Below are 16,977 nucleotides of genomic sequence, written 5' to 3' on the forward strand. Positions count from 1 at the left end.
CTTTTGCAGGAGCTACTCAGCATGAACGCATCGACCCAACGCCCGCCGTTCGCCGGCAAGACGTTCGAAGTCCGTTACGAGGGCCTCACCGCGCTCAACGCCTATGACGAAGACGGCCTCCACATGCGCTACGAGATCACCGAAGGCGCATACGCCGGCGCGAAGGGCGAAGTCGCCTGCACGTGGCAGCACGTCGCCGGAGAGACCTACGCGATCTCGTGGCAGGAAGCCGACCGCGCCACCGTGGTGCACATCGACGATTTCGCCGCCGGCACGTCGCGCTCGTTCTTCACCGCGGCGTCGCTCGATTTCTACCGGCTCGAAGGCAGCCTGCGCGCGATCTGAACGGAGTCGCCCGATCATGTCCACCTCACTCGACAAGCTCACCGCCGGCGGCTTCAGCATCGGCATCGAACTGCCGCTCGACAACGACTGGTCGCCGGCCGGCGACGCGAAGCGCCAGCACGACGGCCGCCGCCCCGGCGTGCCCGACCTGGAAATTCACGCGGAACTCGCGCAACTGGCCGACACGCTCGGCTTCCGCGCGCTCTGGGTGCGCGACGTGCCGGTGTACGACCCGTCGTTCGGCGACGCCGCGCAGGTATTCGAGACCTTCTCGTATCTCGGCTACCTCGCCGGCATCACGCGCGACATCCTGCTCGGCACGGCGGCCGTCGTGCTGCCGCTGCGCGAACCGCTGCTGACGCTGAAATCCGCCGCGACGATCCAGGAACTGAGCCGCTCACGCCTGCTGCTCGGCGTCGCGAGCGGCGACCGGCCGGTCGAATATCCGCTGTTCGGCCGCGACTTCGCATCGCGCGGCGCGAATTTCCGCGACCAGATCGCGCTGCTGCGCGACGGCGCGCGCGCTCACCTGCCGCCGGGCCTCGACGTGCTGCCGGCCGCGCGCTCGCCGGTGCCGCTGCTCGTCGCGGGTCTCGCGCAGCAGACGCCCGCCTGGATCGGCGAACACATGGACGGCTGCCTCGCGTATCCGGGCACGCCGGACGATCACCTGAAACGGGTCGCGAACTGGCGCGCGGTGGCCGGCGACAAGCCGTACGTGAGCTTCATCCACCTCGACCTCGCGGACGATCCGCACGAGCCGCTGCAGCGGCACCGCTTCGGCGCGCGCGCCGGGCGCATCGCGCTGACGGAGGAACTCGCGGCGATGCGCGACGCGGGCGTGCAGCACATCGGCCTGCATTTCCGCCGCAACCGCCGTCCGCTCGACGAGACGATGGCCGAGATCGCGTCGGACGTGCTGCCGGCATTCCATGCGAATGCGAACGGCCACGGCCTGACGAAGGCACGCCGGCAGCCGGCTCGACCCACGACAGATATTTGACTTTAAATCAAATATTTTTGACCTCTAAAGGCGTTTATCTCATCAGTATCAAACGCCAGAATGACTTCCATACCGCAATCGGTCCACCTATCCCAGGAGCACAAGATGAGCAACATTCCCGCATTCGGCCTCGGTACGTTCCGCCTGCAAGGCCAGGTTGTGATCGACTCGGTCCGTAACGGCCTCGAAGTCGGCTATCGCGCGATCGACACCGCGCAGATCTACGGCAACGAAGCCGAAGTCGGCGAAGCGATCGCCGCGTCGGGCGTGCGCCGCGAAGACGTGTTCCTCACGACGAAGATCTGGGTCGACAACTACGCACCGGAAAAGCTGGTGGCGAGCCTCGAGGAGAGCCTGCGCAAGCTGCGCACCGACTATGTCGACCTGACGCTGATCCACTGGCCGGCCCCGGACAACGGCGTGTCGCTCGAGGCATTCATGACTGCGCTCGCCGAAGCCAAGGCGAAGGGCCTCACGCGCCAGATCGGCATCTCGAACTTCAACATCGAACTGACGAAGCAAGCGATCGCGGTGGTCGGCAAGGATGCGATCGCGACGAACCAGATCGAACTGAGCCCGTACCTGCAGAACCGCAAGCTGGTCGAGTTCCTGAACGCCGAAGGCATCCACGTGACGTCGTACATGACGCTCGCGTACGGCAAGGTGCTCGGCGACCCGGTGATCGGCGCGATCGCGCAGCGTCACGACGCGACGCCGGCGCAAGTCGCGCTGGCCTGGGCACTGCAGCTCGGCTACTCGGTGATCCCGTCGTCGACCAAGCGCGAGAACCTCGCGAGCAACCTGCTCGCGCAGACGCTGCGCCTGACCGACGAAGACATGGCGCAGATCGCCGCGCTCGAGCGCAACGGCCGCGAAGTCGATCCGGCCGGCCTCGCGCCGACGTGGGACTAAGCGCGCCGCACCCTCAATCGACCCGTCCGCGGCCAGCCGGCCGCGGCACCGACAGGAATCCATCATGACCCAGGACCCGCTGTTCCAACCGCTGCAATTCGGCGCGCTGACGCTGCCGAACCGCATCGTGATGCCGCCGATGACGCGCTCGCGCGCGAGCCAGCCCGGCGACGAAGCCAACGAACTGATGGCCGCGTATTACGCGCAGCGCGCGAGTGCGGGCCTGATCGTCAGCGAAGGCACCTACATCGCGCCGCTCGGCAAGGGCTACGCATGGACGCCCGGCATCCACACGCCGTCGCAGGTCGCCGGCTGGCGCAAGGTGACGGACGCCGTCCACGCCGCGCACGGCCGCATCTTCGCGCAGCTGTGGCACGTCGGCCGGCTGAGCCACACGAGCCTGCTCGGCGGCCGGCAACCCGTGTCGTCGTCGCCGCTCCAGGCGAAGGGCGTGAACGTGTTCATCGCCGGTGAAGACGGCAGCACGCCGGGCTTCGTGCAGGCCTCCGAGCCACGCGCGCTGTCCGTCGACGAAATCCGCGAGATCGTCGATCAGTACCGCGCCGCCGCGCGCAACGCGATCGAAGCCGGCTTCGACGGCGTCGAGCTGCACGGCGCGAACGGCTACCTCGTGAACCAGTTCATCGACTCGAACGCGAACACGCGCACCGACGCGTACGGCGGCTCGCTCGAAAACCGTCTGCGCTTCCTGCGCGAAGTCACGCAGGCGCTGATCGAAGGCACCGGCGACGCATTGCGCGTCGGCATCCGCCTCGCGCCGTTGACCACGCTGAACGGCTGCGTCGACGACGATCCGGAAACGACCTACCTCGCCGCCGCGAAGCTGCTCGGCGAACTCGGCGTCGGCTACCTGCACATCGCGGAAGCCGACTGGGACGATGCGCCTCTGATGCCGGTCGAATTCAAGCAGCAGCTGCGTGCCGCGTACCCGGGCGTGCTGATCTACGCCGGCGCGTACACAGCAGAGCGCGCCCGCGAAGCGATCGCCGCCGGCTGGGCCGACCTCGTCGCCTTCGGCCGCCCGTTCGTCGCGAACCCCGACCTGCCCGAGCGCCTGCGCACCGGCGCCGCGCTCACGCCGCACGACCGCAATACGCTGTTCGGCGGCGGCGCACAGGGCCTGACCGACTATCCGACGCTCGCGCAAGCCGCGGCGTAAACGATCCGAAGGAATCCTGCATGAAAGCAACGCTCGCCCGGCTCGCGCTCGCCGCGATCCTGCCGTTCACGGCGGCCCAGGCGGCGCACGCCGCGCCGGCCGTGCACGCGGCCGACTGGTATCCGTCCGTGTACGGCGCGAACGACGAAATCGGCGCGGCCAACCTGCTGACGCCCGACGTCGTCAGGCAGGCGGTCGGCCTCGTGAAGGCCGGCAAGACCTATCCGCTGGCCGTGCCGGTGGACAAGGACCTGCCGGCATTCCGCCACCGCAGCTTCCGGCTGTACAACGTGCAGGTCGGCCAGCAGGCCGGCAAGAGCCTCGGTCCGAACAAGTTCACGTTCAACGACGAACTCGTCAACGCATGGACCGGGGTCGGCACGCAGCTGAACGGCATCGGCCACATCGGCATCGACAACGTGTACTACAACGGCAACAAGGCGGCGGATTTCGTGACCGTCGACGGCGTGAAGAAGCTCGGCGTCGAGAAGGTGCCGCCGATCGTCACGCGCGGCGTCGTGCTCGACATGACCGCTTACTACGGCAAGCCGATCGTGCCGGGCGGCACCGAATTCACGGTCGCCGACATCCAGGCCGTTCTGAAGAAGGAAGGGCTGACGCTGCGCAAGGGCGACGTCGTGCTGTTCAACACCGGCTGGCTCGAGCTGATCGGCAAGGACAACAAACAGTTCCTCGATGTCGAACCGGGCATCGGCATGGAAGCCGCGAAGTGGCTCGCCGACCAGGGCATCGTCGCGTTCGGCGGCGACACGTGGGCGTCCGAGGTCTATCCGAATCCGCACACGCAGGACGAATTCCCGATCAACCAGTACATGCTCGCGAAGCGCGGCATCTACAACCTGGAGCTGATCGACAGCCGCGCGCTGGTGCGCGACAACGCGTGGGAATTCCTGTTCGTGCTCGGCCAGCCGCTGTACGTCGGCTCCACGCAGGTCAACATCAACCCGGTCGCGATCCGCTGATCCCGCGGGCCGTTCGTCGACCGGTTGCCGGCGGCCCGCAACGACGGTTTCCCATTCCGGCGCTGCCCGCTTCGGTCGGCGGCGCCGTTCTTTTTACAGGTTTTGCAGGAACTGATAATGAGCACGCAAGCATCGAAACTCGCCCTCGTCACCGGCGGCTCGCGCGGTATCGGCCGTGCCACGTCGTACGAACTCGCGCGACAGGGCTTCATCGTCGCGGTCCACTATCGCGCCGATCGCGCGGCGGCGGAACAGACGCTCGCCGGCATCCGCGAACTCGGCGGCCGCGGCGTCGCGATCCAGGCCGACCTCGACGCGCCGGACGGCGTCGCCACACTGTTCGATGCCCTCGATCGCGCGGTCGCCGAACAGAACCTGCCGGCCACGCTCGACGTGCTCGTCAACAACGCCGGCGTCGCCGACGGCGGCACGCTGGACGACACGTCGGTCGCGCTGTTCGACCGCCAGTTCTCGCTGAACGTGAAAGCCGTGTTCTTCACGACGCAGCAGGCCGTGAAGCGCATGCCGCGCGGCGGCCGGATCGTGAACCTGTCGAGCGTGCTGTCGAGCCGGGTGTTCGAAGCCGGCGGCAACTTCAGCGCGATTTCCGCGTACGCCGCGTCGAAGGCCGCCGTCGACACGCTGACGCGCCACTGGGCGGTCGAACTCGGCCCGCGCGGCATCGTCGTCAACGCGGTCGCGCCCGGCCCGGTCGATACCGACATGAACGCGAGCTGGCTGCGCACCGACGACGGCCGCGCGACGATGACGTCGGCCAGCCCGCTCGGCCGCGTCGGCACGCCCGAAGACATCGCGGGCGTGATCGGCTTTCTTGCGAGCCCGGCGTCGCAATGGACAACCGGCCAGGTCATCGACGCGAGCGGCGGCTACCGCCTGTAAGTCACGCAGGTGCCGCCGGGTCGACCGGCGGGCACCGATCGGGCCGCCCGCGGCGCGCGGCTTGCTTGCAACGTCTCGCCGCTCAGCCGATCCGCATCGACAGCTCGACATCGCCGCCGAACGGCACCGACAGGTAGCCGTTCTCCGGCGCACGCACGTAGGCGAGGTAGTCGGGGCTGTATTCCGCGTTGTCGGCGACGACGAACGCGCCGGGCCGCAGCCGCGGCTCGACCCGCGCGAGGATCTCCGGATACAGCGCCTTCGCGCCGTCGAGCAACACGAGATCGACGGTCTCCGGCAGATCGGCCGCCAGCGTGCGCAGCGCATCGCCCACGCGGATTTCCACCAGATCGGCCAGCCCGGCCGCCGCCAGGTTCGCGCGCGCGCGTTCGACCTTCGACGCTTCGAACTCGCTCGTGATCACCCGGCCGCCGCCGTTGTCGCGCAGCGCGGCCGCGAGGTGCAGCGTCGAGATGCCGAACGACGTGCCGAATTCGACGATCGAGCGCGCACCGCAGCCGCGCGCGAGCATGTACAGCAGCGTGCCCGTCTCGCGCGACACCGCGAGCGGATAGTCCTTCAGGCGTGCATAGAAATCGGCGTAACCGGTCTTGCTGCGCATCAGCCGCGCGTGCTCGTCGTGCGACAGGTCGGCGAAGTCCGGGCTCGACGCGGGCGACGATGCCTCGGCTTCGTCGAACAGGCGCGCGAGCAGCGACGCCAGCGGGTCGTGAATCAGGGTGGTCATGCGAATCTCCGGTGTCAGGTTGAGTGCGTCAGGGCGCCCGACTAGAATATGACGAACTATTCAGGTTTTACTATTCGCATTGGCAGACCCGTCATGACCGACCGCCGCAACACCCCGATCGCCTCGCGCAGACTGCCTCGGCAGGCCCGCTCGACCCAGCTCGTCGACGCCGTGCTGCAGGCCGCTATTCAGGTTCTGGCGACCGAAGGCGCGCAGCGCTTCACGATGGCGCGCGTCGCCGAGCGCGCCGGCGTGAGCGTCGGCTCGCTGTACCAGTACTTCCCGAACAAGGCGGCCGTGCTGTTCCGGCTCCAGCACGACGAGTGGCGGCAGACGTCCGGGATGCTGTGCGCGATTCTGCAGGACCCGCGGCAGACGCCGCCCGAGCGCCTGCGCACCGCCGTCCACGCGTTCATCCGTTCGGAATGTGACGAGGCGCCCATGCGCATCGCGCTCGACGATACCGCGCCGCTCTATCGCGACGCCCCCGAGGCGCAGGAAGTGAAGGCCACGTGCAACCGGATCTTCAGCGCGTTCATGCGCGAAGCGCTGCCCGACGTGCCCGACGCCACGCATGCGCTCGCGTGCGAATTGATCATGACGACGCTCACGACGGGCGGCAAGGCATTCTCCGAAACCGCGCGCACGCCTGCGGAAATCGACGCATATGCGACCGCGATGGCCGACATGTTCTGCACGTACCTCGCGCATCTCGCGCGTGTCTGATGCAGTGGCAGGCCAGGACGAGCGCGGGCGCGGCCCGCGCGCGGCACCGGCATCATCCGGATGCGGGTTGCGCACGGCCGCGTTTTCACATCCGGCGCGGCTGTTTCCGCGCGCCCGCGCAGCCTCTCCGAAAGTCCTTCGTAAGAGTCGATGCATCACCCGCTCCCGCCCCGCCCGCCGACCCTGCATTCAAATAGTCGCCTTAACGGATTCGAACTAGGCGTATACACGCGTTCCGCGACGACGAAGCCCCGTTGCACGCCGATATAAGCGCTGCGACATGCGCTGCATGCTCTTCCCCCAATGGGACGTGATGGGCCGTTCGCCTAACCTTCGCTACGGCAAAGCACACGTGACAGGATCGACCGCACCACGCGTCGCACGACGCGGCACACGCGCCCCCTTCGACGCGCGTACGACGACACGACTCACGCGTGAAGCGTCCCCACGACGCCGCCGAATATTCCAACCAGATTCGAGACACCCTGACGACGGTCCGCCACGGGCCGTTTCAGCATGCTGATAAAGGAGCAAGCTCATGAGTGATACCCCGGTGCAGCCGACGGTCGGCGTCGGCGCGGAAGAAACGGACTTCGGCACCAAGGGAGTCATCGACCGGTACTTCGGCATTTCGTCGCGCGGCAGCACGCAGCGTCGCGAAATCGTCGCGGGCGTGACCACTTTCCTCGCGATGGTCTACTCCGTGTTCGTCGTGCCCGGCATGTTCGGCAAGGCCGGCTTCGACACGAGCGCGGTATTCGTCGCGGTCTGCCTCACCACCGCGTTCGGTTCGCTGCTGATGGGCCTGTGGGCGAAGCTGCCGATCGCGATCGGCTGCGCGATTTCGCTGACGGCGTTCACCGCGTTCGGGCTCGTGCTCGGCAAGGGCCTGCAGCCGGCCGTCGCGCTCGGCGCCGTGTTCCTGATGGGTCTCGTGTTCACGGGCATCTCGGTCACCGGCGTGCGCTCGTGGATCCTGCGCAACCTGCCCGCGGGCGTCGCGCACGGCACCGGGATCGGCATCGGCCTGTTCCTGCTGCTGATCGCGTCGAACGACGTCGGCCTCGTGATCAAGAATCCGGGCGCCGGCCTGCCGGTCTCGCTCGGCCAGATCACCGCGTTCCCGGTCATCATGTCGGTCGTCGGCCTCGCCGCGATCTTCGGGCTCGAGAAGCGTCGCGTGCCGGGCGGCATCCTGCTCGTCGTGGTCGCGATCTCGCTGATCGGCCTCGCGTTCGATCCGGCCGTGAAGTACCGCGGCATCTTCGCGCTGCCGTCGCTGAGCGCACCGGGCCACGCGTCGCTGATCGGCGCGATGGACATCAAGGGCGCATTGTCGATGGCCGTGCTGCCGAGCGTGCTGGCGCTCGTGATGACCGCCGTGTTCGACGCGACCGGCACGATCCGCGCGGTCGCGGGCCAGGCCGGCCAGCTCGACGAGAACGGCCGCATCATCAACGGCGGCCGCGCGCTGACCGCCGATTCAGTCAGCTCGATCTTCTCCGGCTTCCTCGGCGGCGCGCCGGCGGCGGCCTACATCGAGTCGAGCGTCGGCGTGGCGGCCGGTGCGAAGACGGGGCTCGCGGCCGCGGTGGTCGGCGTGCTGTTCCTGGTCGTGATGTTCTTCTCGCCGCTCGCGGGCCTCGTGCCGTCGTACGCCACGGCCCCCGCGCTGATGTACGTCGGCCTGCTGATGCTCGGCAGCGTGAGCAAGCTGCACATGGACGACATGGTCGACGCGATGTCGGGCCTCGTGTGCGCGGTGTTCATCGTGCTGACCGCGAACATCGTGACGGGCATCATGCTCGGCTTCTCGACGCTCGTGATCGGCCGCGTCGCCAGCGGCGAATTCCGCAAGCTCAACGTCGGCACCGTGCTCATCGCGGCCGTGCTCGTCACGTTCTATCTCGGCGGCTGGGCGATCTGACCGCGGATCATGCGCGACGTCGCCTGCCGAAGGGCGGCGCATCGGGACGGCATCGTCTCCTCCACCATCGTCGTTGATGGTCTCCAGGCTCGGGAACGTACGTTGCCGGGCTTTTTTTCGTCGGTGCGGCGGGGGTGCCACCGGGCCGTTCGACCGACACGGGAAACCGCGGCAGCGTGCCGCGCATCGCGAATCCGCACGCGGTGCTACGATCGCGTTTTATCCTCCGGAACGCTCATGAATCCGTTCGGCATCGTCTCCGAATCAGACACGCGGACCACGGCGCGCAAGCCACCGTTCATCCCGTCGTTCGGTTTCGTCGAAGTTCATGAATCGCGGCCGATCGACGCGCCGCCGTCGCGCATCATCGATGCGGTGGCCACGCTCGACATGCGCGCCGATCCCGTCATCGACGCGCTGCTTGCCGTGCGCGAAGCGCCGGCGGCCATCGCCCGCGCGCTGGGCCAGCGTCCGGCCGGCGCCGCCCGCGAGCGCTTCGGCTTCGATTCGTTCACGCTGCTGCATCGCGACGACACGTCGCTGTCGCTCGGGCTCGTCGGACGCTTCTGGCGTCCGACGCCCGACGTGCGCACGATCGACGACGCCGCGGCGTTCGTGCGGCACGACGATCCGGATGACGCGAAGCTGGTGTTGCGCTTCGAGGTCGTCGGGCTGTCGTCAGGCGCGCGGCTGCTGCGCACCGAAACCTTCGTGCACTGTCCGAGCGCGCGCACGCGCCTGCTGTTCCTGCCGTACTGGCTCGCGATCCGGCTCGGGAGCGGCTGGATCCGCCGCCGCACGCTCGCGGCCGTCGAACTGGCGCTCGCCTGACACGCCGGGACGCCGTCGAACGGAAACGCGATGATGTCGTATCGCGGCATACATCGACGGCATCTCGAACACGCACGCAACATCATCTGCAATCCTGATCGGTTTGCCGCCGGACACGGCGAAACTGTGCCGCGCACCGCCGTGCGATTTTTGTTCCGCCCCGCGCCCGCCGTCACCTCGCGCTACCCTATCGATCTTCGCGCCGGCGCCCCGGCCCGCCGCCAGATCCGAACCGATCGATGACCCGCATCCGCAACCACCTGAACATCGCGCAGCTCCAGGCCTTCGTCTCCGCCGCGCATCACAAGAGCCTGCGCGCCGCCGCGCGCGAGCTCGGCGTCACCCAGCCCGCGATCACGCACACGATCCGCGAACTCGAAACGGCGCTGAACGCGGAACTGCTCGTGCGCAGCGTGCGCGGCGTCGAGCTGACCGCGTGCGGCCACGCGCTGCTGCCGCGCGCCGAGCAGCTGCTCGGCGACATGCGCCGCACCGTCGAGGCCGTCGAGCAGGTGAAAGGGGAAATGTCGGGGCGCGTCGCGGTCGGCACGATGCCGTCGATCGCGCTGACCGCGCTGCCGCACGCGGTCACCGCCTTCCGCCGGTCGATGCCGAACGTGAACCTGCATCTGGAGGAAGTGACGGTGCCCGACGCGCTCGCGCAGCTGCGCAACGGCACGCTCGACATCGCTGCGATGCACCATGTGCCCGCGCTCGACCGCGATTTCACGCAGGTCCCGCTGCTGTCGACCGAGTTCACCGTCGTGATGCGCGAAGGCCACCCGCTCGCGCACGCGCGCCGATTAGAGGAATTGCTCGACGCGGAATGGATCGTCACGGTCGGCGCCGAGCAGTTTCCGCACAGCGTGATGGTCGGGATGTTCGAGGCGCGCGGGCTGCCGCTGCCGAAGCGCCTGCTGCGCTCGCCGATGTCGTTCGCGGTGACGCTCGGGCTCGTCGCCCGCTCCGACGTGATCGGCTGCTTCACGCGCCCGCTGGCCGCGATGGTGGCGCCGCTCGGGATCCGCACGGCCGATCTCGACGAAAGCATGCCGCGCTTCGACCTGTCGATCATCGCGCGCCGCGACCTGCTACCGACGCCGGCGGTATCGCAATTCGTCACCTGCCTGCAGCGCGCGGTCAACGAAACGCTAGGTTGAATCGTTCCTTCCTCTGAAACGGTCGCGCGCCGCATGCGCAGCCGTCGGGTCCGGTATCGGGGCTTGTCCTAGGCGCCCTGCCGGTATTTTGTCTTGATAATCTTGCGCACGTCGCGCGCCCGCATCGGGCAGCGAAACGGACAGTCCGACGCGAAGCCGCGCCGGGCCGAAGGCTTACGGCGCGGCACAACCGCGCACCCATCGAACAAAACGAGGAGTCACCGAGTGAAAAAGATTCTTGCGGCTGTGACCGTGGCCCTGCTCGCCGTATCGGCCGGCACTGCATACGCGAAGGACTGGACGACCGTACGCTTCGGCGTCGACGCAAGCTACCCGCCTTTCGAATCGAAAGGGGCTGACGGCAAGGTGGTCGGCTTCGACGTCGATCTCGGCAACGAAATCTGCCGCCGCATCAACGCGAAGTGCGTGTGGATCGAGAATGACTTCGACGGGATGATCCCCGCACTGAAGGCTCGCAAGTTCGACGGCGTCCTGTCGTCGATGTCGATGACGCCGGCACGCGAGGAACAGATCGCGTTCTCGTCGAAGCTGTTCAACACGCCGACGCGCCTCGTCGCGAAGAAGGGCGCCGGCCTGATGCCGACGGCCGAATCGCTGAAGGGCAAGTCGGTCGGCGTCGAGCAGGGCACGATCCAGGAAACCTACGCGAAGACGTACTGGGCCTCGAAGGGCGTGAACGTCGTGCCTTACCAGAACCAGGACCAGGTCTACGCCGACCTGATCTCGGGCCGTCTGGACGGCGCGCTGCAGGACGCGGTGCAGGCTGAAATCGGCTTCCTGAAGACGCCGCGCGGCGCGAACTTCGATTTCGCCGGCAAGGACATCGACGATCCGAAGACGCTCGGCAACGGTGCCGGCATCGGCCTGCGCAAGGAAGACACCGACCTGAAGGCGAAGATCGACGGCGCGATCGCCGGCATGCGCAAGGACGGCACGTACGACAAGATCGCGAAGAAGTACTTCGATTTCGACGTGTACGGCAAGTAACACCGCGCAACGCGCGCTTCGCGACCGCGCAGACGGGCTCCGCAAGGAGCCCGTTTTTTTTGCTCGCGCGCGGTGAAAGGCCGCGCGACACGCGAGGACGAAGGGCTGCGGCGCCGTTATTTTTTACGCGCCAACCCGATGATTCGTAAAGGAAATCGACATGGCCGGCGCGCGGTTTGATAGGTTCGCGGAAGGCAACGTACAATCGATCTTCCACGCATACCGGATCACTCGCGGCTGCGCCGCCCTCCCCTCATCATGCAAACGCAGACCCATCCGCTGATTTCCCCCGCCGTCGGCACCGAACGCCAGATCACGAGCTTCCACTACGGCCCGCGCGGCGGCAGGAAGGTCTACATCCAGTCGTCGCTGCACGCGGACGAACTGCCCGGCATGCTGGTCGCCGCGCTGCTGCGCCGCAAGATCGCCGCGCTCGAGACGGCCGGCAAGCTGCGCGGCGAAGTGGTCATCGTCCCCGTGCCGAACCCGATCGGCCTGTCGCAACACGTGTTCGGCGATCACCTCGGCCGCTTCGAGCTCGGCTCGATGCAGAACTTCAACCGCAATTTCTACGATCTCGCGGCGCTCGTGCTGCCGCGCATCGAAGGCCGCCTGACGAACGACGCGCAGCGCAACCTCGCCGCCGTACGCGCCGCGATGCGCGAGGCGCTCGACGAACAGAAGCCGCGCACCGAGCTCGAATCGCAGCGCCTCGCGCTACAGAAGCTGTCGTTCGACGCCGACATCGTGCTCGACCTGCATTGCGACAGCGACGCGGTGATGCACCTGTATACGAACCCCGATCTGTGGGAAGACGTCGAGCCGCTGTCGCGCTACCTGGACGCGCAGGCGTCGCTGCTCGCGCTGAATTCGGTCGGCAACCCGTTCGACGAGATCCACAGTTTCTGCTGGTCGGATCTGCGCAACCGGTTCGGCGATCGCTTCCCGATCCCGAACGGTGCGATTTCCGTCACGGTCGAATTGCGCAGCGAGCGCGACGTGTCGTACGAATTCGCGGAGAAGGACGCGCAAGCGATCGTCGAATACCTGACCGAGCGCGGCGTCATCGACGGCACGCCCGCGCCGCTGCCGCCGCTCGCGCATCCGGCCACGCCGCTCGCGGGCACCGATCCGCTCGTCGCGCCGGTGTCCGGCGTGATCGTGTTCCGCACGCCGGTCGGCGCATGGATCGAGGCCGGCCAGGATGTGGCCGACATCGTCGATCCGCTGACCGATCGCGTGATCACGCTGAAGAGCAGCGTATCGGGCGTGCTGTACGCGCGCCAGATCGTGCGCTTCGCGACCGCCGGGATGGAAGTCGCGCGGATTGCCGGCGCGAACCCGATCCGCACCGGGTCGCTGCTGTCGGCCTGAGTCGCCTCCGGTCCGCGCCGCCTGAACGGCCGGCCCGCGCGCCGCATCGCGACGCGCACCAACGAAATCGCCCGCTTGCGCGGGCGATTTGCTTTTTGGCCTGACGGCATGCCCGGCGACGTGGCCGGGGGGCAGCCGGGCGCAGCGTTCAGAACGCCGGCACGATCGCGCCGCCAAACTTCTGGTCGATGAACTTGCGCACGTCGTCCGATTCATAGGCCGCGACGAGCTTCTTCACCCACGGCTTGTCCTTGTCCTGCGCGCGCACCGCGATCAGGTTCGCGTACGGCCCGCGCAGGTCCTCGATCGCGATCGCATCCTTCACCGGCGTGAGCCCGGCCTTCACCGCGTAGTCGGTGTTGATCGATGCGGCGTCGACATCGGGCAGCGCGCGCGGTAACTGCGCGGAGTCGAGTTCGACGATCTTGATCTTCTTCGGGTTCTCGGCGATGTCGAGCGGTGTCGCGTTCACGCCGTTGCTGCCGACGCCCGGCTTCAGCTTGATCACGCCGTACTTCTGCAGCAGCAGCAGCGCGCGGTTGCCGTTGGACGGATCGTTCTGGATCCCGACCTTCGCGCCGGCCGGCAAGTCCTTCAGCGACTTGAGCTTCTTCGAATAGAAGCCCATCGGCGCCGTGTAGGTCAGCCCGACGTTGACGATCTTGTAGCCGCGCTGCTTGATCTGGCTGTCGAGAAACGGCTGGTGCTGGAAGCCGTTCGCATCGAGGTCGCCCGCATCGAGCGCCGCGTTCGGCTGCACGTAGTCGTTGAATTCGATGACCTTGATCGCGAGCCCTTCGCGTGCGGCGACTTTCGTCACCTCGGTCCAGATCTGCGCGTCGGGGCCGCTCATCGTGCCGATCTTCAGCGTCTGGGAATCGGCGTGCGCGCCGGGCGCGGCAAAGGCCAGCGCCGCGGCAAGCGCGCCGAGGCCGGTCAGGATCGAACGTCGCATGGTGTCCTCTTGTCCCGTGTCGTTGTTGAAGCGCGCATCGTGGCACGGGGCCGGACCGGCACCAACCAAGCTTATTTCATGTGCATATTCCTCACTCCGATCGAATCTCAGGCGGAATCGGTATAACTCCCTGCTGTACAACCGGGCAGAATCCAATGTCGCATCGGCACCACAGATTTGTCATATGACAAAGGCTGTCACATTCATTACGTGGCCCGCCGATAAAGTTGCGACCGGTCCGTGAAAGCGCCCATAGAGAGCGCCGGAACCGCAACTGGACACGCCATTTACTCGCTCGGAGAATCCTTTGAACAAGAAACTGTTGACCATCGCCATCCTCGCAGCAACGGCTGGCACGGCGCACGCACAAAGCAGCGTGACCCTGTACGGTGTCATCGATGCCGGTATCAGCTACGTGAACCACAGCAAGACCGCGAACGGCGGCAGCGGCAAGCTGTTCAAGTACGACGACGGCGTGGCCCAGGGCAGCCGTTGGGGCCTGCGCGGCACCGAAGACCTCGGTGGCGGCCTGAAGGCGATCTTCGTGCTCGAAAACGGCTTCAACAGCGGCAACGGCACGATCGGCCAGGGCGGCGCGATCTTCGGCCGTCAAGCATACGTCGGCCTGAGCCAGGCGCAATACGGCACGGTCACGTTCGGCCGTCAGTACTCGTTCTCGACCGACATCCTCGGCTCGAACTACTCGACGGGCGGCAACACGGTCGCGGGTAACTACGCGTACCACGTGAACGACGTCGACCAGCTCACGTCGAGCCGCATCAACAACTCGGTGAAGTTCCAGAGCGCGAACTACGCCGGCTTCACGTTCGGCGCGTTGTACGGCTTCTCGAACTCGACCGACTTCGCAGGCGCACCGTCGACCACGACGGGCACCACGACGACGGCCGGTTCGTCGCGCGCATACAGCTTCGGCCTGAACTACGCGAACGGCCCGTTCGCGCTCGGCGCCGCCTACACGGACATCCGCTTCCCGAGCCAGTCGACGCCGGCATTCTCGACGTCGATCGCGAACATCGCGCTGACGAACATCCGCGACCTGCGCACGTACGGCGTCGGTGGCCGCTACCTCTTCGGGCCGGCAACGGCATGGCTGCTCTGGACGCGCACGCAGTTCACCCCGATCGCGGCTGGCGCATCGGGCACGTTCTACAACGCGTATGAAGCGGGCGTGAAGTACGCGATCACGCCGGCCCTGTCGGCAGCCGTCGGCTACACGTACACGAACGCCACGCAAAGCGGCAACTCGGCACACTGGAACCAGGGCAACCTCGGCCTCGACTACGCACTCAGCAAGCGTACGGACGTGTACGCGCTGGTCATCGGCCAGAAGGCGTCGGGCAACAACGTGCAAGCGCAGATCGGCTCGAGCACGAGCTACTTCAGCACGTCGGGCAACGGTGCGACGAACCAGATCGCCGCTCGCGTCGGTATCCGTCACAAGTTCTAAAGCATCCGCTTAACTCGTCCGCTCATCGCGCGGATGACGACGGCACGAAGCGCCCCGCTCCATGCGGGGCGCTTTTTTATGGGCTTTTAAGTTTCGCTTAATTCTGGGCTGAGAGGATGCTCTCACCCCCCCTGTTGGCCGCCTGAGCATCGGCGGCTTCTTTTTTTTGAGACCCACTACGGCACCGCCATCAACTGCCCGCAAGACAGGATCGGAGGCCAAGATGATCGAAGATACCGTTTTCAGCCATCTGCACGCGATTCTGACGCGTCAGCATTCGCTACCGGTCCAGAGCTGCCGCGTGTCGGTGGCGATGCAGCGCCCGTGGGGCCGCCCGTACCGGCTCGTCGAATGGACGATGCATCTCGACGCGCCCGCGCGGCGCCAGATCGTGCCGGCCGAATCGACCGACGAAGAAATCGCCGAGGTCGTCGCGTCGCACGTGCCGGGCCGCCTGTACGGCGACGGCCAGCTGCAGTTCTGACTTCCCCTTGTTACGCCTGGTTACGCCTCGCTACCCGTCCCTGCCCGCAGCGCGGCCGGCCCGCACGCATCGTGCGGCACTCGGTCTCGTTTGACGCGGCAACGAAGTCTGCTACGCTGCGCGTTTTCGTCCACGCACCATACGATGGAAAACGCATTCAACGAACGCGGCGTGATGGTCACGCGCAACGGCCTGTCGGCTGCCGGGCAGGTCTTCCCGCTGCGTGACATCCGCAACGTCGACGTCGTCAAGATCCCGAAGAATCGCCTCGTGCCGTCGCTGATCTCGCTGATCGGTGTGGTCGCCGCCATTGCCGGCGGCATCGGCGGATCGAGCGCCGCGCTGGTCGTCGGCGTGATGCTCGCCGTCGTCGGCTATCTCGCCTGGACCACGCAGGACATCACGTACCGGCTGATGGTCGAGATGCCCGACGGCAAGCGCGAAGCGCTGTCGAGCGTCGACCCCGAATTCGTCGAACGCGTCGCGCAGGTCGTGCGCGATGCACGGACGGCGACGGCCGCCGGCTGATTTCCGCTGCGCGCGCCGACCACCTACTATGAAATGAGCGGCACGCCGCCGCGTCGTTCGAGGAGGTCGGCATGAACCCCCAATCGCTGTCCGGCATGCTGCGCGCGCAGGAACTGCTGCTCGTCACGATGATCCGCGCGCTTCCGCCCGACGCACGCAGCGCGCTCGTCGACCTCTACGCCGAACAGCTCGCGTTCGCCGAACAGGCCGGCTTCGAAGGTCACGGCGATCGCGCGACACACGACGCGTTCATCGCGCATGCGCGCAACCTGCTGATTCGCATCGAATCGCTCGCATAGGGCCTCTGCTCACGCCGATAACGGACCCGCGCCGGCCCGCTTCTCCCGAATTTGCCCCTGCGCGGCGCGTCCGGTCCGCGCCGGCGGCGCACGTCCGCAGACGCCGCTTTCCGTTCTTGTATTGATAATAATTCTCATTTACACTG

At 67.0% G+C, this 16,977-nt stretch carries 19 protein-coding genes; 17 read left to right on the forward strand and 2 right to left on the reverse strand.

Translation table 11 applies throughout. The features are described 5' to 3' along the window. Nucleotides 1-21: 21 nt before the first annotated feature. From DIE16_RS06605 to DIE16_RS06630, 6 genes are all read left to right on the forward strand, one after another. The gene (locus DIE16_RS06605; RefSeq protein WP_124892054.1) at nucleotides 22-345 is read left to right on the forward strand and encodes a MoaF-related domain-containing protein; all 324 of its coding nucleotides are present in this window, start codon (nucleotides 22-24) and stop codon (nucleotides 343-345) included. A 16-nt stretch (nucleotides 346-361) separates the two neighbouring features. Then, entirely contained in the window at nucleotides 362-1,348 is a 987-nt protein-coding gene (locus tag DIE16_RS06610; protein WP_124892055.1) for an LLM class oxidoreductase, read from the forward strand. A gap of 105 nt (nucleotides 1,349-1,453) precedes the next feature. Then, nucleotides 1,454-2,260, forward strand: a complete 807-nt coding sequence (dkgB, locus tag DIE16_RS06615; protein ID WP_124892056.1) for a 2,5-didehydrogluconate reductase DkgB — start codon at nucleotides 1,454-1,456, stop codon at nucleotides 2,258-2,260. A gap of 64 nt (nucleotides 2,261-2,324) precedes the next feature. Then, nucleotides 2,325-3,440, forward strand: a complete 1,116-nt coding sequence (locus DIE16_RS06620) for an alkene reductase (protein WP_124892057.1) — start codon at nucleotides 2,325-2,327, stop codon at nucleotides 3,438-3,440. A 20-nt stretch (nucleotides 3,441-3,460) separates the two neighbouring features. After that, a complete protein-coding gene (locus DIE16_RS06625; RefSeq protein WP_124892058.1) occupies nucleotides 3,461-4,423 on the forward strand; it encodes a cyclase family protein in 963 nt (320 codons plus the stop codon). A 117-nt stretch (nucleotides 4,424-4,540) separates the two neighbouring features. Beyond that, nucleotides 4,541-5,323 carry an SDR family oxidoreductase gene (locus DIE16_RS06630; protein ID WP_124666376.1) on the forward strand — a complete coding sequence of 261 codons (783 nt, stop codon included), beginning with the start codon at nucleotides 4,541-4,543 and terminating at the stop codon, nucleotides 5,321-5,323. A gap of 82 nt (nucleotides 5,324-5,405) precedes the next feature. On the opposite strand, the gene DIE16_RS06635 is transcribed toward DIE16_RS06630, so the two are convergent. Beyond that, nucleotides 5,406-6,071: an O-methyltransferase gene (locus tag DIE16_RS06635; RefSeq protein WP_124666375.1), complete on the reverse strand. Its 666-nt coding sequence runs from the start codon at nucleotides 6,069-6,071 to the stop codon at nucleotides 5,406-5,408. 48 nt (nucleotides 6,072-6,119) lie between these two features. Between DIE16_RS06635 and DIE16_RS06640 the strand changes: the two genes are divergently transcribed. From DIE16_RS06640 to DIE16_RS06670, 7 genes are all read left to right on the forward strand, one after another. After that, nucleotides 6,120-6,797 (forward strand): TetR family transcriptional regulator, encoded by a 678-nt coding sequence (locus DIE16_RS06640; protein WP_124892059.1) that lies wholly within the window; start codon nucleotides 6,120-6,122, stop codon nucleotides 6,795-6,797. A 538-nt stretch (nucleotides 6,798-7,335) separates the two neighbouring features. Continuing rightward, nucleotides 7,336-8,724 (forward strand): NCS2 family permease, encoded by a 1,389-nt coding sequence (locus DIE16_RS06645; protein WP_124892060.1) that lies wholly within the window; start codon nucleotides 7,336-7,338, stop codon nucleotides 8,722-8,724. 237 nt (nucleotides 8,725-8,961) lie between these two features. Then, entirely contained in the window at nucleotides 8,962-9,555 is a 594-nt protein-coding gene (locus DIE16_RS06650) for a hypothetical protein (protein WP_124892061.1), read from the forward strand. A gap of 30 nt (nucleotides 9,556-9,585) precedes the next feature. Then, on the forward strand, nucleotides 9,586-9,798 hold the full coding sequence (locus DIE16_RS06655) for a hypothetical protein (protein ID WP_124892062.1): 213 nt from the start codon (nucleotides 9,586-9,588) through the stop codon (nucleotides 9,796-9,798). Beyond that, nucleotides 9,795-10,715, forward strand: coding sequence for a LysR substrate-binding domain-containing protein (locus DIE16_RS06660; protein WP_044845852.1), 921 nt, complete (start codon nucleotides 9,795-9,797; stop codon nucleotides 10,713-10,715). The genes DIE16_RS06655 and DIE16_RS06660 overlap by 4 nt, the downstream gene beginning before the upstream one ends. Nucleotides 10,716-10,940: 225 nt before the next feature. Next, on the forward strand, nucleotides 10,941-11,723 hold the full coding sequence (locus DIE16_RS06665) for an ABC transporter substrate-binding protein (protein ID WP_044845853.1): 783 nt from the start codon (nucleotides 10,941-10,943) through the stop codon (nucleotides 11,721-11,723). 258 nt (nucleotides 11,724-11,981) lie between these two features. Beyond that, on the forward strand, nucleotides 11,982-13,097 hold the full coding sequence (locus DIE16_RS06670) for a succinylglutamate desuccinylase/aspartoacylase family protein (RefSeq protein ID WP_124892063.1): 1,116 nt from the start codon (nucleotides 11,982-11,984) through the stop codon (nucleotides 13,095-13,097). A 148-nt stretch (nucleotides 13,098-13,245) separates the two neighbouring features. Here DIE16_RS06670 and DIE16_RS06675 read toward each other — a convergent pair whose 3' ends face one another. Then, the gene (locus tag DIE16_RS06675; protein WP_044849040.1) at nucleotides 13,246-14,052 is read right to left on the reverse strand and encodes a MetQ/NlpA family ABC transporter substrate-binding protein; all 807 of its coding nucleotides are present in this window, start codon (nucleotides 14,050-14,052) and stop codon (nucleotides 13,246-13,248) included. A 307-nt stretch (nucleotides 14,053-14,359) separates the two neighbouring features. Here DIE16_RS06675 and DIE16_RS06680 point away from each other — a divergent pair, with 307 nt between their 5' ends. The 4 genes from DIE16_RS06680 to DIE16_RS06695 all read left to right on the forward strand — a co-directional run bounded on the left by DIE16_RS06680 (nucleotide 14,360) and on the right by DIE16_RS06695 (nucleotide 16,831). After that, nucleotides 14,360-15,520, forward strand: coding sequence for a porin (locus tag DIE16_RS06680; RefSeq protein WP_124666368.1), 1,161 nt, complete (start codon nucleotides 14,360-14,362; stop codon nucleotides 15,518-15,520). A 223-nt stretch (nucleotides 15,521-15,743) separates the two neighbouring features. Further along, nucleotides 15,744-16,004: a DUF2866 domain-containing protein gene (locus DIE16_RS06685; RefSeq protein WP_044849042.1), complete on the forward strand. Its 261-nt coding sequence runs from the start codon at nucleotides 15,744-15,746 to the stop codon at nucleotides 16,002-16,004. A gap of 144 nt (nucleotides 16,005-16,148) precedes the next feature. After that, nucleotides 16,149-16,532 (forward strand): DUF6232 family protein, encoded by a 384-nt coding sequence (locus DIE16_RS06690; protein WP_124486125.1) that lies wholly within the window; start codon nucleotides 16,149-16,151, stop codon nucleotides 16,530-16,532. A gap of 71 nt (nucleotides 16,533-16,603) precedes the next feature. Then, nucleotides 16,604-16,831: a hypothetical protein gene (locus DIE16_RS06695; protein ID WP_124486124.1), complete on the forward strand. Its 228-nt coding sequence runs from the start codon at nucleotides 16,604-16,606 to the stop codon at nucleotides 16,829-16,831. Nucleotides 16,832-16,977 lie beyond the last annotated feature (146 nt).

It is taken from the genome of Burkholderia sp. Bp9090 (assembly GCF_003857985.1).
Classification (GTDB): domain Bacteria; phylum Pseudomonadota; class Gammaproteobacteria; order Burkholderiales; family Burkholderiaceae; genus Burkholderia.

Coding starts and splice junctions, on each gene's coding strand:
- DIE16_RS06650 (WP_124892061.1), top strand. CDS start 8,962: ATGAATCCGTTCGGCATCGTCTCCGAATCAGACACGCGGACCACGGCG.
- DIE16_RS06630 (WP_124666376.1), top strand. CDS start 4,541: ATGAGCACGCAAGCATCGAAACTCGCCCTCGTCACCGGCGGCTCGCGC.
- DIE16_RS06635 (WP_124666375.1), bottom strand. CDS start 6,071: ATGACCACCCTGATTCACGACCCGCTGGCGTCGCTGCTCGCGCGCCTG.
- DIE16_RS06610 (WP_124892055.1), top strand. CDS start 362: ATGTCCACCTCACTCGACAAGCTCACCGCCGGCGGCTTCAGCATCGGC.
- DIE16_RS06620 (WP_124892057.1), top strand. CDS start 2,325: ATGACCCAGGACCCGCTGTTCCAACCGCTGCAATTCGGCGCGCTGACG.
- DIE16_RS06640 (WP_124892059.1), top strand. CDS start 6,120: ATGACGAACTATTCAGGTTTTACTATTCGCATTGGCAGACCCGTCATG.
- DIE16_RS06625 (WP_124892058.1), top strand. CDS start 3,461: ATGAAAGCAACGCTCGCCCGGCTCGCGCTCGCCGCGATCCTGCCGTTC.
- DIE16_RS06695 (WP_124486124.1), top strand. CDS start 16,604: ATGAACCCCCAATCGCTGTCCGGCATGCTGCGCGCGCAGGAACTGCTG.
- DIE16_RS06675 (WP_044849040.1), bottom strand. CDS start 14,052: ATGCGACGTTCGATCCTGACCGGCCTCGGCGCGCTTGCCGCGGCGCTG.
- dkgB (WP_124892056.1), top strand. CDS start 1,454: ATGAGCAACATTCCCGCATTCGGCCTCGGTACGTTCCGCCTGCAAGGC.
- DIE16_RS06645 (WP_124892060.1), top strand. CDS start 7,336: ATGAGTGATACCCCGGTGCAGCCGACGGTCGGCGTCGGCGCGGAAGAA.
- DIE16_RS06660 (WP_044845852.1), top strand. CDS start 9,795: ATGACCCGCATCCGCAACCACCTGAACATCGCGCAGCTCCAGGCCTTC.
- DIE16_RS06655 (WP_124892062.1), top strand. CDS start 9,586: ATGATGTCGTATCGCGGCATACATCGACGGCATCTCGAACACGCACGC.
- DIE16_RS06685 (WP_044849042.1), top strand. CDS start 15,744: ATGATCGAAGATACCGTTTTCAGCCATCTGCACGCGATTCTGACGCGT.
- DIE16_RS06690 (WP_124486125.1), top strand. CDS start 16,149: ATGGAAAACGCATTCAACGAACGCGGCGTGATGGTCACGCGCAACGGC.
- DIE16_RS06670 (WP_124892063.1), top strand. CDS start 11,982: ATGCAAACGCAGACCCATCCGCTGATTTCCCCCGCCGTCGGCACCGAA.
- DIE16_RS06605 (WP_124892054.1), top strand. CDS start 22: ATGAACGCATCGACCCAACGCCCGCCGTTCGCCGGCAAGACGTTCGAA.